General features: G+C 32.7%; 14 protein-coding genes. 7 read left to right on the top strand and 7 right to left on the bottom strand.

The window, feature by feature from the left end; genetic code table 11:
• The 4 genes from RT99_RS15495 (at position 1) to RT99_RS15480 (ending at position 2,970) form a co-directional block, all read left to right on the top strand.
• Complete coding sequence (locus RT99_RS15495; protein WP_242607215.1) at positions 1-321, top strand: DUF4907 domain-containing protein; 321 nt, start codon at positions 1-3, stop codon at positions 319-321.
• On the top strand, positions 322-1,434 hold the full coding sequence (locus tag RT99_RS15490) for a sensor histidine kinase (protein ID WP_042565671.1): 1,113 nt from the start codon (positions 322-324) through the stop codon (positions 1,432-1,434).
• A gap of 11 nt (positions 1,435-1,445) precedes the next feature.
• The gene (locus tag RT99_RS15485; RefSeq protein WP_042565670.1) at positions 1,446-2,147 is read left to right on the top strand and encodes an intradiol ring-cleavage dioxygenase; all 702 of its coding nucleotides are present in this window, start codon (positions 1,446-1,448) and stop codon (positions 2,145-2,147) included.
• Positions 2,148-2,253: 106 nt separating this feature from the next.
• The gene (locus RT99_RS15480) at positions 2,254-2,970 is read left to right on the top strand and encodes a LytTR family DNA-binding domain-containing protein (protein ID WP_042565669.1); all 717 of its coding nucleotides are present in this window, start codon (positions 2,254-2,256) and stop codon (positions 2,968-2,970) included.
• 90 nt (positions 2,971-3,060) lie between these two features.
• Here the strand turns inward: RT99_RS15480 and RT99_RS15475 are convergent, their stop codons facing one another.
• Together RT99_RS15475 and RT99_RS15470 are read right to left on the bottom strand one after the other, a co-directional pair.
• Positions 3,061-3,576, bottom strand: coding sequence for a gamma carbonic anhydrase family protein (locus RT99_RS15475; RefSeq protein WP_042565668.1), 516 nt, complete (start codon positions 3,574-3,576; stop codon positions 3,061-3,063).
• A 12-nt stretch (positions 3,577-3,588) separates the two neighbouring features.
• Positions 3,589-4,575 (bottom strand): type IX secretion system membrane protein PorP/SprF, encoded by a 987-nt coding sequence (locus tag RT99_RS15470; protein WP_042565667.1) that lies wholly within the window; start codon positions 4,573-4,575, stop codon positions 3,589-3,591.
• Positions 4,576-4,719: 144 nt separating this feature from the next.
• On the opposite strand from RT99_RS15470, the gene RT99_RS15465 reads away from it, so the two are divergent.
• The 3 genes from RT99_RS15465 to RT99_RS15455 all read left to right on the top strand — a co-directional run bounded on the left by RT99_RS15465 (position 4,720) and on the right by RT99_RS15455 (position 7,087).
• Complete coding sequence (locus RT99_RS15465; protein ID WP_042565666.1) at positions 4,720-5,619, top strand: NifU family protein; 900 nt, start codon at positions 4,720-4,722, stop codon at positions 5,617-5,619.
• Positions 5,620-5,771: 152 nt separating this feature from the next.
• Complete coding sequence (locus RT99_RS15460; protein ID WP_042565665.1) at positions 5,772-6,179, top strand: hypothetical protein; 408 nt, start codon at positions 5,772-5,774, stop codon at positions 6,177-6,179.
• 95 nt (positions 6,180-6,274) lie between these two features.
• The gene (locus tag RT99_RS15455; protein WP_042565724.1) at positions 6,275-7,087 is read left to right on the top strand and encodes a mechanosensitive ion channel family protein; all 813 of its coding nucleotides are present in this window, start codon (positions 6,275-6,277) and stop codon (positions 7,085-7,087) included.
• An 11-nt stretch (positions 7,088-7,098) separates the two neighbouring features.
• On the opposite strand, the gene tsaB is transcribed toward RT99_RS15455, so the two are convergent.
• The 5 genes from tsaB to RT99_RS15430 all read right to left on the bottom strand — a co-directional run bounded on the left by tsaB (position 7,099) and on the right by RT99_RS15430 (position 13,184).
• Positions 7,099-7,770: a tRNA (adenosine(37)-N6)-threonylcarbamoyltransferase complex dimerization subunit type 1 TsaB gene (gene tsaB / locus RT99_RS15450; protein WP_042565664.1), complete on the bottom strand. Its 672-nt coding sequence runs from the start codon at positions 7,768-7,770 to the stop codon at positions 7,099-7,101.
• A gap of 222 nt (positions 7,771-7,992) precedes the next feature.
• Positions 7,993-9,285: an efflux RND transporter periplasmic adaptor subunit gene (locus RT99_RS15445; protein WP_042565663.1), complete on the bottom strand. Its 1,293-nt coding sequence runs from the start codon at positions 9,283-9,285 to the stop codon at positions 7,993-7,995.
• Positions 9,286-9,291: 6 nt separating this feature from the next.
• On the bottom strand, positions 9,292-10,677 hold the full coding sequence (locus tag RT99_RS15440; RefSeq protein WP_042565662.1) for a TolC family protein: 1,386 nt from the start codon (positions 10,675-10,677) through the stop codon (positions 9,292-9,294).
• A gap of 80 nt (positions 10,678-10,757) precedes the next feature.
• Positions 10,758-11,879 carry an efflux RND transporter periplasmic adaptor subunit gene (locus RT99_RS15435; protein WP_042565661.1) on the bottom strand — a complete coding sequence of 374 codons (1,122 nt, stop codon included), beginning with the start codon at positions 11,877-11,879 and terminating at the stop codon, positions 10,758-10,760.
• Between the two features lie 39 nt (positions 11,880-11,918).
• Complete coding sequence (locus tag RT99_RS15430; protein ID WP_042565660.1) at positions 11,919-13,184, bottom strand: ABC transporter permease; 1,266 nt, start codon at positions 13,182-13,184, stop codon at positions 11,919-11,921.
• Between the last annotated feature and the right edge of the window lie 2 nt (positions 13,185-13,186).

Below are 13,186 nucleotides of genomic sequence, written 5' to 3'. Positions count from 1 at the left end.
ATGAAAAAACAATTCTTCTGGAGTAAAATCCAGAAGAATTTATTGTTTCTTTTTCTGCTTTTGCAAATTACAGCCTGCACAAGAAGCGAAACACTCAAAACGGAATCTTTCAAAACAATTTCGGGCTGGGGATATTCAATTGCTTACAAAAACAAAACAATAATCAAACAATCTATTATTCCTGTTATAAACGATACAAAAAGTTTTTCGACAGAAGAAGATGCATTAAAAGTAGGGAATCTGGTGGCGCAAAAACTCAAAGAGAATAATTCGCCAACAGTAACGAAAAATGATTTAATTTTATTAAAAATAAAATTCTAAATGAACATAGGCAGCATCAAAAATACCAGCTCAAACAAAATTTTATTCCATAGTATTATATGGACTTTCTTTATCCTGACATCATTGATTCAGTTTTATGAAAGCCCTTTCAGGATCAATAACGATTTTTATGTACAATGGGCCACGGGAATTATTTTGTTCTATCTCAACTATTTTTATTTGGTGCCTGCCCTTCTTTTAGAAAAAAAATACTGGCTTTATTTTGCCTTTGTTTTTGCTCTCATTTTTATTTTCATGGTTATCAGGATCAATTACTTTATTCCTGAATTTAACCATGTAAGACCTGCAAATATGCTCCCTCCTAAAATGATGCCTCGTGATCCGCATGATTTTATTAGAGATGGCAGACATGTAGTCATGATGAGAAGACAGCCTTGGTTTTTTAAAATTGCACCTTCACTTTTCTATATTTTAATTATTACGATAAGTGCTATTATTAAAACACTAACTGAATTTTATAACAATCAACAAAACAAATTAATTGCCGAAACGCACAGAACAAATACTGAATTAATTTATTTGCGAAAACAAACCAATCCGCACTTTTTATTCAATTCTTTAAACAGTATTTATTCATTGGCACACAAGAAATCTGATTTGGTCCCTGATGCCATCGTAACATTATCAGAATTAATGCGCTACATGCTGTATGAAACTGATAATAAAACGGTGGCTTTAGAAAAAGAAATCAATTACATTCAAAACTACATCGAATTACAAAAGCTCCGCCTTAATAATATCGAAGACATTGTTATCAATGTTCACGGAAATACCAAAAATAAATTTATTGAGCCTTTGCTATTAATTTCATTTGTAGAAAATGCTTTTAAATACGGAACCGATTATAAAGGAGCGGCTCATGTAAAAATTAAGGTTTTTATATTAGATGATAATCTGGATTTCTGGATAGAAAACACCATTGAAAATTACGTTAAAGATCCTGATAATTCAGGAATTGGCTTAGTAAATATTCAAAACCGATTAGATTTGCTTTACCCAAATGCGCACGAACTTACTATTACACAAGACAATCAATATTACCGCGTGCACTTAAATTTAAAACTAGATAAAATTCAAACAGCAATAAGTTAATAATAAGGATTATGGATAGAAAAAAATTCATTCGAAATAGTATTTTAGGAATTGCTTCATTAGCAACAGCTACAAAAATGTTAGAATCTTGTTCTAAAAGCGACAATGACGATAATACTTCTGCTGATGGAAGCTGTACCGTTTCTCCTTCTGAAACCAAAGGTCCATTTCCTATAAAAACACCAAGTCAGTTAGTTTTAGAAAATATAAAATCAGACCGAATTGGGGTCGCATTGCTGATCAATTTAACTATTGAAAACCAAAACAAAGATTGTGCACCATTAGAAGGTGTTTTAGTTGATGTTTGGCATTGTGATAAAGACGGAAATTATTCTGAATACGGAGGAACTTCCATGCAGCAAACAGATTATACTTCTGTCCATTTTTTAAGAGGAAGACAAACTTCAGACGCAAATGGAGAAGTTTCGTTTATTTCAATTTTTCCAGGCTGGTATCAAGGTCGTGCTCCACATATACATGTTGAAGTTTTAAGTGCTTCAGGCTCTTCATTATTGGTAACGCAAATCGCTTTTCCTGAAAATGTTGCCAGTGAAGTATATTCAAGTACAAATTATGCTTCTCATGGTCAGGCTGACACTTCAAACACATCAGACAATGTTTTTTCAGACAGCTTATCTGATGAATTAGGTACTTTAACAGGTAATTTGACAGATGGTTACACATTAAGTAAAACCATTACTGTAAAAGCATAATTTTATGATAATAGAAAGGTAATTTATGATAATTTTAAAACTTAATTCACTGGTTTGAAACTACTTTTGACTGCCAAAACAAATTTAAAAATCTAATTCCGAGCAAATGAAATGTGTAATTATAGACGATGAACCTTTAGCGGTTGAATTATTAGAAGATTTTGTTCGAAAAGTAGATTCCCTAGAATTGGTAAGTACTTTTAACAATGCGATTGACGCCGTTTCCTTCATCAATCAAACCAATATAGATTTGATTTTTCTGGATATACAGATGCCCCATTTTTCGGGAATTGAATTTTTAAATACTATTGAAAAAAAGCCATTAATTATTTTTACAACTGCCTATTCAGACTATGCTGTTGAAGGATTTAATCTGGGCGCAGTTGATTATTTGGTAAAACCAATTCCGTTTCATCGCTTTTTAAAATCAGTAGTAAGAGCACAGCAAATTTTTAATCCAACAGCCACAGTTCAGGCCATTTCAGAAAACACTACAGCTCCGGAATTAGAACAGGATTTTATGTTTGTCAGGGCTGAATACGAAAATGTAAAAATGAATTTTGCTGATATTTTATTCATCGAAGGTTTAAAAGATTACGTAAAAATATATACTACAGATAATAAATTTACTTTAACCTTAATTAGTTTAATCAAATTAGAGAATCTGCTTTCCAGCAAAGGCTTCTCAAGAATTCACAGGTCTTATATCATCAATATAAAACACGTCAAATCTATCCAGAAAAATAAAGTTTTGATAAGTGACAAACGGATTCCGATTAGTGAAAGCTATAAAAATAGTTTTTTTGAAAGGATCAACTTATAAAGTTTAAAATTCCAAAATAAAAATAAATTCCAAATTCCAATTGAAGTTTGAACTTTCTGATTGGAATTTGGAATTTTTATTTTTTGGAATTTATTCATTCTTGAACCATCCCGAATACATAACGTAATTATTAGAAATTCGCTCAATTTCGCCTGCAAAATCTGATTGGTCTATATCTTTTACCTTTTTGGCCGGAACTCCTGCCCAAATACTTCCTGAAGTTACAACCGTGTTTTGAGTTAAAACAGCACCGGCAGCAACAATAGAATTACTTTCTATCACGCAATTATCCATTACAATAGCGCCCATTCCTATTAAAACATTGTCATGAACCGTACACCCGTGAACTATTGCATTGTGACCAATTGAAACATTATTTCCAATAATGGTTGGATGTTTTTGATAAGTACAATGAATAATGGCTCCGTCCTGGATATTTACCTTATTCCCTATTTTAATGAAGTGAACATCACCACGAATTACAGCATTAAACCAAACGCTGCAGGAATCTCCAAAAGTAACATCGCCTACAATAGTTGCGTTTTCAGCAACATAACAATCTTCAGGTATTACCGGAGATTTTCCGTTTACAGATTTAATTAGCATAATAAAAAAGTTTTAATTAATTGCCGGACAGTTACAATCGTAACGTTCCTTTGTACAAAATAAATTGATTCCTAAAGTAATCTGGTGATAAGCACCTGTATCAAATTTCACATCTCCCGTAACTTGCGAATAGGTATAAGCAAACATGAAATTTTTATAATTTACACCTATAATTGGTGTTATATATTGCAATTTTTGAGATTGTACGCCGTTTCCTAAACTGTATTGCGCGCCGTCAAAACTTCTTCTGTACGACAATGCCGCCCAAAGACTTCCAAAGTCCATATTCTTGTATGCTTTTAAATTCATATCAAGAGATTTCTCTTTTGTCTGATCAAATAACTGAAACAAAACAGAAGGTTCCCAGGTGATGTTTTCGTGTTTACCAAAAACATATCCTACGCTCAATAAAAACTTTCTTAAATTATCGCTTTCATAATCTGTATAGATTTCCCTTCTGGTTTCAAGCAAACCCTGAACAGTCGCATGAGCATAAAAATCCATATAGTTATAGGAAGCCCCTACATCAACATTAAAATAAGAATCTTTTTGAATCGCACCAAAAACAATAGGATCAAAAGTAGTTCCGAATTGTGTTTCATCCAATTGATTCTGAATAACTCCCCCACTAATACCAAACGAAAGCTGATTCAAATCTATTTCATCTCTCGAAAACATAATATGATGTGCGTAAGTAAGTTTCAGCCCTTTTTGAGAATGATATCCGTTTTTATCATTAAAAACAATAATTCCGGCTCCTGATCTTTCGCCAATTCTTCCATTAAAACTTAACGTTTGAAGTGAAGGTGCTTCATCCTGACCAAACCATTGCTTTCTCGCGGTCAATCTTATCTTGGCACAATTCGCCGCACCAGCCATCGAAGGGTGAATTAAATAATAATTATCCGACAAATAATCAGAATAAACAGGCAGCCCTTCTTGAGAATAACAAAAAAAAGAAGTTAAAAAGACCAAATATAAAACTCTGATTTTAAACATAATAAAGGTAGTCGTATCGAAATAAATTAGAGACTCTGGAATTTTAGTACGATTAATTTGAAAAGAGTCTTAATTATTTTATTAAAAAATCAAATATAGGTATTAGTAGAAAATAACTTTACTAAATTTGTAAAAATTTAAATCATGACGAAAATCACTATAAAGGAGACTCAAAATCCGACTATTTTAAAATTTGAATTTGAGGATTTTATTACCCAAAATCAAAATTTTGAATTTAAAAATATTGATGAAGCCCAGGCATCACCATTGGCACAGCAATTATTTTATTTACCGTTTGTAAAAACAGTTTACATTTCCGGAAACTTTATAGCTATAGAAAGATATAGCATTGTAGAATGGGACGATGTAAAAGATGCTGTAGCAGAACAAATTGAAGCTTTTGTGGCAAAAGGCGGCGTAATTATTAATATCGACGAAACCAAAACAAAAAAACAGCCTATTACGGTTTATGGAGAAACAACTCCAAACCCATCGGCATTAAAGTTTGTGGTAAGCAGAATGTTGACTAAAAATCCGGTTGAATATAAAAATATCGATCAGACGGCTTCTTCTCCTTTAGCAAAAGAATTATTTAAATTTCCTTATGTGAAAGAAGTTTTTATTGATGAAAATTACATTTCAGTAACAAAATACGACATCAACGACTGGCAGGAAATTACATTAGAAGTAAGAACATTCATTAAACAATTTATTGAAAATGGAGGAACTGTTTTAGATGAAAATTTAATTGAAGTTACTACAAAAAATGATGTTACAAAAGATGAAAATTTTGATAAATTAGATGTTACTTCACAACAAATCATTAACATTTTAGAGGAATACGTAAAACCTGCAGTTGCTGCCGATGGCGGAAATATTGCATTTGACTCTTATAATGAAGATGATAAAACAGTAAAAGTAATTTTGCAGGGAGCTTGCAGCGGATGTCCATCCTCTACTTTTACTCTAAAAAGCGGAATCGAAAATATGCTGAAAAGCATGCTAAATGATGAAGCAATTAAAGTTGAAGCTATAAACGCATAATTATAACTTATTATAGTTAGAAAAAAGCATCTCAATTGGGGTGCTTTTTTATTTGTATCTATCTAATTATCAGTAAATTATTTTTAAATTAATATCATAGTGTAATAAAATTGGTTAATATTGTATTCTAAACTAATCAAAACCAGAAAACTATGGGATTAACTTCATTTTTTAAGAATTTATTTGGCTCAGCCAAAGAAACAAGTGTTGATTTAGCCAATAAAGCAGAAGACGCTTTTGAGCAGGCAAAAGAAGAAGCCGCCCCGTTAATCAATAAAGCGGAGACTTTTGCTGAAGAAACTTTTGCAAAAGCAAAAGAAGTTTCAGAACCAATAATTGATAGTGCCACAGAGTATGTCAGTCAGGCTAAAGATATTGCAAGCGAATTTGTTGAAAAAGCCTCTGAATCAATTAGTGATGTGATTGATTCTGTAAAAGAAAAAGCTAGTGAATTTACCGGTGAAGCTAAAACTACGACTACAAAAACTATTGTTGATTTAAGCGAAGAAACAACAACTACAACAGAAGAAATTATCAATAAGAAACCCGCGACAGAATAACAATCGACATTTATTTCTTATAAAAGGAAATATCTATATATTTGCAAAATCTAATACCACCTTCTCTTTTGGGAAGGTTTTTTTATTCTTATAAAATGGACATCAATTCGAACCAGATTGGCAATTACGCCACCAGATTTATCGAGGTATTACTCGACTATTCTCCTAAATTAATTTCAGCAATTTTAATCTTATTTGTTGGTTTGTACGCCATACGATTGATTAACCGAATCATTAGAAAGGTAATGATTAAGAGAAATCTAGACCCTACATTAACAAAATTTCTTGCTGATATATTGCTTTGGGCATTACGCGTTTTATTATTTATAACATTTATTTCAAAACTCGGAATTGAAACATCTTCATTTGTTGCTATTTTAGGAGCAATGGGTCTTGCGGTGGGTTTATCATTGCAAGGTTCGCTTTCTAATTTTGCCGGCGGAATGCTTATTATTCTCTTTAAACCTTTTAAAGTTGGGGACACTATTGAGGCACAAGGTGTTATTGCGACGGTTCTCGAAATTCAGATTTTTGTAACAAAAATGCTTACGGGGAATAACCAAACGGTTTTTGTGCCAAATGGCGCTTTATCCAACGGAACAATTATTAACTATTCAATGCAGGGGGAAAGAAGAGCAGATTTGACTTTTGCTGTTTCTTATGATTCTGACATAAAAAAAGCAAAAGATATTTTGTTAGATATTTTAAATAAAAACCCAAAAGTGCTAAAAATGCCCGCACCAGAAGTTTTTGTTAAAAATCTGACTACAAGTTCTGTAGAGTTTGCGGTACGCCCCTGGGCAACAAATGCAAATTACGGAGCTGTTTTTTCTGAAACTTTAGAAAACTGCAAAACAGCTTTGGACGAAGCAGGAATTGCAATCCAGCCGTTTACACTTCAAAAATAAAAAGGTTTTTATTATTTTTTTGATGGAGGTGCCATCATAAAATCTTTCAAATAATAAGGTTCAAAATAAGCGACATCTACAGTGTCGCTTTTTTGATATTTATCAAAACTGATTTTACTCATAGCCGAAGCCGAAGGATATTTGATATCTTCTAAAAACACAAAATTCTCTTTTGTTAAAACCTGTTTGCATTTCTCGGCACAATCTCCAACAAAATAAATGGTTTCTGTAAAAGCTGCAAATGAATTTTCGTCAATAACTTCTGCCTGAATTTCTCTTTCAATTTCCAAATTAGCATTAAAAATCTCGCTGTAAACCTCCATTCTTCTGGCATCAAGCATCGGGATTATTTTTCCATCAGAAACTTTGGCCTGAGATGCTAAAGTTTGCAAAGTATCAACAGCAATTAACGGAATATTTAAAGCAAAACACAATCCTTTTGCTGCCGAAACTCCAATTCGTAAACCGGTATAAGATCCTGGCCCCTGACTTACTGCAATTGCATCTAAATCCTGAACTGAGATTTTGGCCTCTGCAATTATTTCTTCAATAAAAACGTGCAGTTTTTCAGCATGCGAATAGCCTTCTTCTGCAATTTCTTTACATAAAATAGTTTCCCCATTTTTTGCAATGGATACTGAGCAATTTTTTGTAGCTGTTTCGATATTGAGAATAAAAGACAATGTATTTATGTTTTAAAAGTTAATTATATATATGCTAGGCTGAAATATTTCCCGTATGGAACAAATATAATAGATTAATTTAAACACGAATTTCACAGATTTACACAAATTTTAATGGTTAACTTAGTTTGTGGAATTAATTTCACGAACGAATTAGTGACAATTCGTGAAATTCGTGTTTGTTTTATACTGTATCCAGACGACAAAATCCTTTAAAGATGTTTATTTCTTAGGTGTTTCGGCTTTTTTAAGCTTTACTTTATCACCAGAATTTAATTCTTTAGAAACAGTTGTATAAGGACCTGTAATAACAACATCTCCCGGTTTTAAACCAGACATTACTTCGATATTGGTATCATCCTGAATACCTGTTTTTATGATTTTAATTTTAGCTTTATCGCCTACTTTTACAAAAACACATTCGAATTTTTTATCGCTTTTCGGAGTTGCTTTTTTATCTTCGTTTGGATCTTCTACTTTAAAATCCTTAACTGCCGTTGTATCAGATTTTACTACAACAGAACTAATTGGCACAGCCAAAACATTCGTTTTTGTTTTTGTAATAATATCAACTGTAGCTGTCATTCCTGGTCTAAAAGGAGAATATGTATTTGGCTTACCTTCTAATAAATCCTGATATGATTCTTTTAAAATTCTAACTTTTACTTTAAAATTTGTAACCTGATCTGATGTTAAAGTTGTACTTGCAGAGTTAGAAATACTGGTTACAACACCTCTGAATTTCTTTTTTAAATAAGCATCTACTTCAACATTTGCTTCATCACCAATTTTGATTTTTACGATGTCATTTTCATTTACATCAACTTCAACTTCCATATTGTTGAGGTTGGCCACTCTTAAAAGTTCTGTTCCTGCCATTTGCTGCGTTCCTAAAACACGTTCTCCTAACTCTACATTTAATACTGAAATTGTTCCATCTGCAGGAGCGTAAATTGTTGTACGCCCAAGATTGTCTTTTGCTTCATTTACAGATGCCGAAGCACTTTGAACCGTAAAATAAGCATTCTGTTTAGTGGCTTTTGCAACTTCAAAAGAGGCTATGGCTTTATCCCAGTCAGATTTTGAAATAACACCTTTATCATATAATACCTTATTACGTTCGTAGCTTGCTTTTGCTTCTTTAAAAGATGCTTCAGACTGACTTAATCCAGCTTTACTTCCAGATAAATTAGATACTGAACGATTGTAACTTGAGGTATATAAATCGGGGTTTATTTTGACTAATAAATCACCTTTTTTAACAACCTGACCTTCTTTTACATTTAATAAAATAATCTCACCTGAAACTTCAGGTGAGATTTTAACTTCGATTTCCGGTTGAATTTTACCTGTTGCCGAAACTGTTTCGACAATAGTTGAGGCAATTACTTTTGTAATTTCTACTTCTTTACCTTCATCTTTATTTCCTATTACTCCTGATTTCGAAAGACCAACTAATATTGCAATGACAACTATTGCTCCTCCGACTAAGAAATAAACTGTTTTTTTTGACATAATAAATTATTTTGCGATAATTGGAACAATTGGAATTCCAAAGTAAAATTCAAGTATTTTTATTTTGAACATGTAATCGTATTTCGTTCTGATAACATCTGACTGTGCGTTTGTTAACAATGTCTGTGCTTGTGTAAAATCAAATGAATTCATCAAACCTACATCATACTTTTCTTTTGCATAGTTATATGCCTGCTGTCTGGCTTCTAAAGTTACAGTAGAAGATTCATAAGCATTCAAAGCTCCTTTAGCATCTGTAAAAGCAGTATAAACGTTACGTTGCAAATCTAAACTTTTTTGCTCTAAATCTATTTTAGATTTCTCTAAAGTTACTTTACTTCTTTCAACATTATTTCTAACAGAAAATCCGTTAAAAATTGGAACATTCAATTGAAAACCAAAATTATGTCCTTTATTATCACTAAACTGATCCAAAACAGGATCCGGAGCTACATAAATAGGGTTATTATTGGCATCAACTCCCGTAAGTCTGTCACTATAACTGGCACTGGTACTAAATTGATAAAAACCTCTAAGTGTTGGCTGATAAGCGCCTCTTGCAATTGCAACACTTTTTTCTGCAATCTCAAGATTCGTTTGTGCTAATTTCACCTCGGTTCTTATTTCTTTGGCTTTATTGTAAATATCAATTGGGGTTTGTGCCATGATATTATTCTCATCCTTAGCATTTGTGTCGTCAATTACATCAAAATCTGCAAATTCTTTAAGTTGTAAAAGCTGAGCTAAACTTAATTTAGAAATTAACAAACTATTTTCGGCAACGATAATTGCCTGTTGATCTGTTGCAACTGTCGCTTTCAAATCAAACAAATCGCCACGCGGAATTGTTCCTGCGTTGACCATTTCTTCAGATCTTGCAAATCGTTTTTCATCAATCGCCAATTGTTCTTTTTTTACTTTTAAATTTTCTTTGTTGAAAAGAATTTCTAAAAACGCATTAGCAACATTCAACGAAATATCTTCCTGCATTTTCAACAATTGATATTGCGATGCAATTATGGAAAGTTTAGCTCTTCTATAAGCATTTTGATTTTGTAAACCTTTGTAAATATCAACACCAGCGTTTACGCCTAATGATGAATACTGTGTGGTTTGAGTTGTAGCAATATTGGTAACCGGGTTAACGTTCAAACCAATATTCCAAGAGTGTGAAGCACTCCCGCTTACTGATGGAAGATAACTCCCTAAAGCACCTTTTTTATCAATATCAGCACTTTTTACATCTAACTCAGATAGTTTAATTGTGATATTATTGTCTAATGCATATCTCACGCATTCTTCAAGTGTCCATTGCTTTGGTTGTGTCTGAGCAGATAAACCTAACCCAAATAACAAAGCAACAATCAGACTATTATATTTATTTATTTTCATATTTTTAAGATGAAGCATAGCAAAGACACTACGCAAATTTAACATTTTTTAAAAACCAAAAGAACCTTTACACTTTCAGATTATTTTTTTTCTCCTTCGCCTTCAGTAATCAAACCCTGATTCCAGATTTTAATTTTATCCGAAGCTTTAATTCCACTTTTAATCTGAACATAAATTCCATCACTAACTCCTAAAACTAAATCTCTTTTTTGAAATTTTTGTGGAGCAGTTTCTATTTCAACATAAGGTTTTTGTGTTTTTTTGTCAAATTGCACCAATGATTCTTTGATGGCCAAAACTTTATCTGCTTTTTCTAAAATAATAGAAGCATTTGCACTTAAGCCTGCTCTGATAAAAGTAGCATCTTTATTTTCTAAAGAGGCTTTAATTTCAAACTGAATAGCACCATTTTCTACTACTCCTTTTGGCGCAATATCAGTAAGAACAGCCGTAAATTTTTTGTTTTCAATAGCTCCAACTGTAATTTCAATTGGCATTTGAACTTTTATTTTTCCAACTTCAGATTCGTCAATTTTTCCAATAAAAATCATTCTCCCAACATCTGCAACGCTGGCAATTGTCGTTCCTTCATTAAAGTTATTACTTTCGATAACCTGATTTCCCACTTTTACAGGAACCGCCAAAACCATTCCGTTTACTGTTGAGCGAATCAAGGTATTTGCATAACTTCCTAAAGATGTTGTTGTCCCTGTTTTTACAATATCCAGACTTTGTCTAGCAGCCTGATAATTTTGTTTTGCCTGCGTGTAAGCCAATTGTGCGGCATCAAAATCATTGGCAGAAATAACATCTTTATCAAATAATGTTTTTTGTCTTTTATAAATTTTCTCCTGATTGTCTAAAGCAATTTTCGCTGTCTGTACCTGATTTTGAGTAGAACTCACATTGGATACATTGGCAACAACCCTGATTTTTGCGATCATATCTCCGGCTTTGATTTTTTCGCCTGCTTTAATATAAACCTGCTCGATAATTCCTGAGATGTTTGGCTTGATTAGAACCTCTTCATCAGGCTGAATATTACCCGTCGCAATTGTACTTTTTACGATCGTTTTAATTTCTGCTTTCTCCGTTTTAAATACAATTGGAGACTCTTGATTCTTAGCGTATAAATAATACAGCGCGCCAAAGAAAACTATAGCAATAAAAATTAAAATGGTTACAGTTACTCCTTTTTTCATTTTGTTTTGGTTTAATTCGATTATTTTTGATTGATAATTTTATTCTGTTCGTAAAGCATCTACGGGCTTTACATTAATTGCGGTTTGAGCCGGAATAAATCCTGCCAATAAACCAGATCCCACTAATATTAATAAGGCAACAAATACAACTCCTAAATCAACACTCGGATTCGCAAACATCGTATCGTTGCCCGGTGGCATCGAATCTAAAGCCATATTTAAAAGTGCTATAAGCCCGGTTGCAAAAGCAATTCCGAACATACCGGAAATAATAGTCAGGAATATTGATTCTGATAAAATTTGTCCGCGAATAGCCGCTGGCGTTGCTCCCAGAGCCCTGCGAATTCCAATTTCTTTGGTACGTTCTTTAACTACAATAAGCATGATATTCGAAATGCCAATCACTCCTGAAATCAACACTAAAGTTCCTACAAAATAAGCAATGATTTTTAATATATTAAACAAACTTTGCACTTTATTAAACTGCTCGTATAAATCAAAATTTCCAACAGCTCTGTCATCTGCAGGATTTACAGAATGCAGTGCTTTAATTAATTCTAAAATTTTGGGTTTTAGGTCTGTAATCGAAGTTTCATCTTTTGCTGTAATGGCCATCCATCCTACTTTATCACCATAATTAAATGCTTGTTGAAAAGTAGTAAACGGAATAAAAATATTTTTTTGTTCCTGTTCTGCATTTCCGCCCTGCTGTTTAGAATTGTAAATTCCAACAACCATAAAATTGATGCCATTTATTTTTACATAACTGCCTATTGTTTCTTCTTCTTTACCATAAAGTTCACTAATAACTCCTTTACCAATAATGGCAACTTTTCTTTTATCATTAATATCCTGCTGATTTATAAAACGTCCTTTAATGATATCCATAGGCTGCTGTTTGATCAGCTCCGGATAATCACCATAAATTGTAAAAGAAGAAGTCTTAGTTCCTCGCACCACATTATTAGTACCGTTAAAATCTCCCAGCTGATTTCTTGGAGAAACATACAGCAAATCTGGCAACGCCGCTTTTAAAGCAGGAACATCGCTATTTCTAAAGTCAAAACGACGTGTTTTTGGTAAGCCTTTATATGCTTTTGATGTCGTTTGACTCCACATAAACATGGTGTTTGTGGCAATTCCGTCAAAACCTTTTTTTACACCATTTTCCAGGCCTTTACTTGCAGCCAGTAAAATTACCAGGATAAATATTCCCCAAAAGACACCAAACGCAGTTAAAATCGTTCTGAAAACATTTGCTGTTAAAGCCTGTAAAATCTCGTCCCAATTATCTTTATTAAACATAG

Source organism: Flavobacterium sp. MEB061, assembly GCF_000834715.1.
In the GTDB taxonomy this organism is placed as follows: Bacteria; Bacteroidota; Bacteroidia; order Flavobacteriales; family Flavobacteriaceae; genus Flavobacterium; species Flavobacterium pectinovorum.
This window is presented reverse-complemented; position numbering and strand designations above follow the sequence as displayed.

What these genes read in the sequence shown, in the direction of transcription:
- RT99_RS15455 (WP_042565724.1), top strand. Translation starts at nt 6,275, where the DNA reads ATGGACATCAATTCGAACCAGATTGGCAATTACGCCACCAGATTTATC.
- RT99_RS15470 (WP_042565667.1), bottom strand. Translation starts at nt 4,575, where the DNA reads ATGTTTAAAATCAGAGTTTTATATTTGGTCTTTTTAACTTCTTTTTTT.
- RT99_RS15435 (WP_042565661.1), bottom strand. Translation starts at nt 11,879, where the DNA reads ATGAAAAAAGGAGTAACTGTAACCATTTTAATTTTTATTGCTATAGTT.
- RT99_RS15465 (WP_042565666.1), top strand. Translation starts at nt 4,720, where the DNA reads ATGACGAAAATCACTATAAAGGAGACTCAAAATCCGACTATTTTAAAA.
- RT99_RS15485 (WP_042565670.1), top strand. Translation starts at nt 1,446, where the DNA reads ATGGATAGAAAAAAATTCATTCGAAATAGTATTTTAGGAATTGCTTCA.
- RT99_RS15440 (WP_042565662.1), bottom strand. Translation starts at nt 10,677, where the DNA reads ATGAAAATAAATAAATATAATAGTCTGATTGTTGCTTTGTTATTTGGG.
- RT99_RS15460 (WP_042565665.1), top strand. Translation starts at nt 5,772, where the DNA reads ATGGGATTAACTTCATTTTTTAAGAATTTATTTGGCTCAGCCAAAGAA.
- RT99_RS15480 (WP_042565669.1), top strand. Translation starts at nt 2,254, where the DNA reads ATGAAATGTGTAATTATAGACGATGAACCTTTAGCGGTTGAATTATTA.
- RT99_RS15495 (WP_242607215.1), top strand. Translation starts at nt 1, where the DNA reads ATGAAAAAACAATTCTTCTGGAGTAAAATCCAGAAGAATTTATTGTTT.
- RT99_RS15475 (WP_042565668.1), bottom strand. Translation starts at nt 3,576, where the DNA reads ATGCTAATTAAATCTGTAAACGGAAAATCTCCGGTAATACCTGAAGAT.
- RT99_RS15445 (WP_042565663.1), bottom strand. Translation starts at nt 9,285, where the DNA reads ATGTCAAAAAAAACAGTTTATTTCTTAGTCGGAGGAGCAATAGTTGTC.
- RT99_RS15430 (WP_042565660.1), bottom strand. Translation starts at nt 13,184, where the DNA reads ATGTTTAATAAAGATAATTGGGACGAGATTTTACAGGCTTTAACAGCA.
- RT99_RS15490 (WP_042565671.1), top strand. Translation starts at nt 322, where the DNA reads ATGAACATAGGCAGCATCAAAAATACCAGCTCAAACAAAATTTTATTC.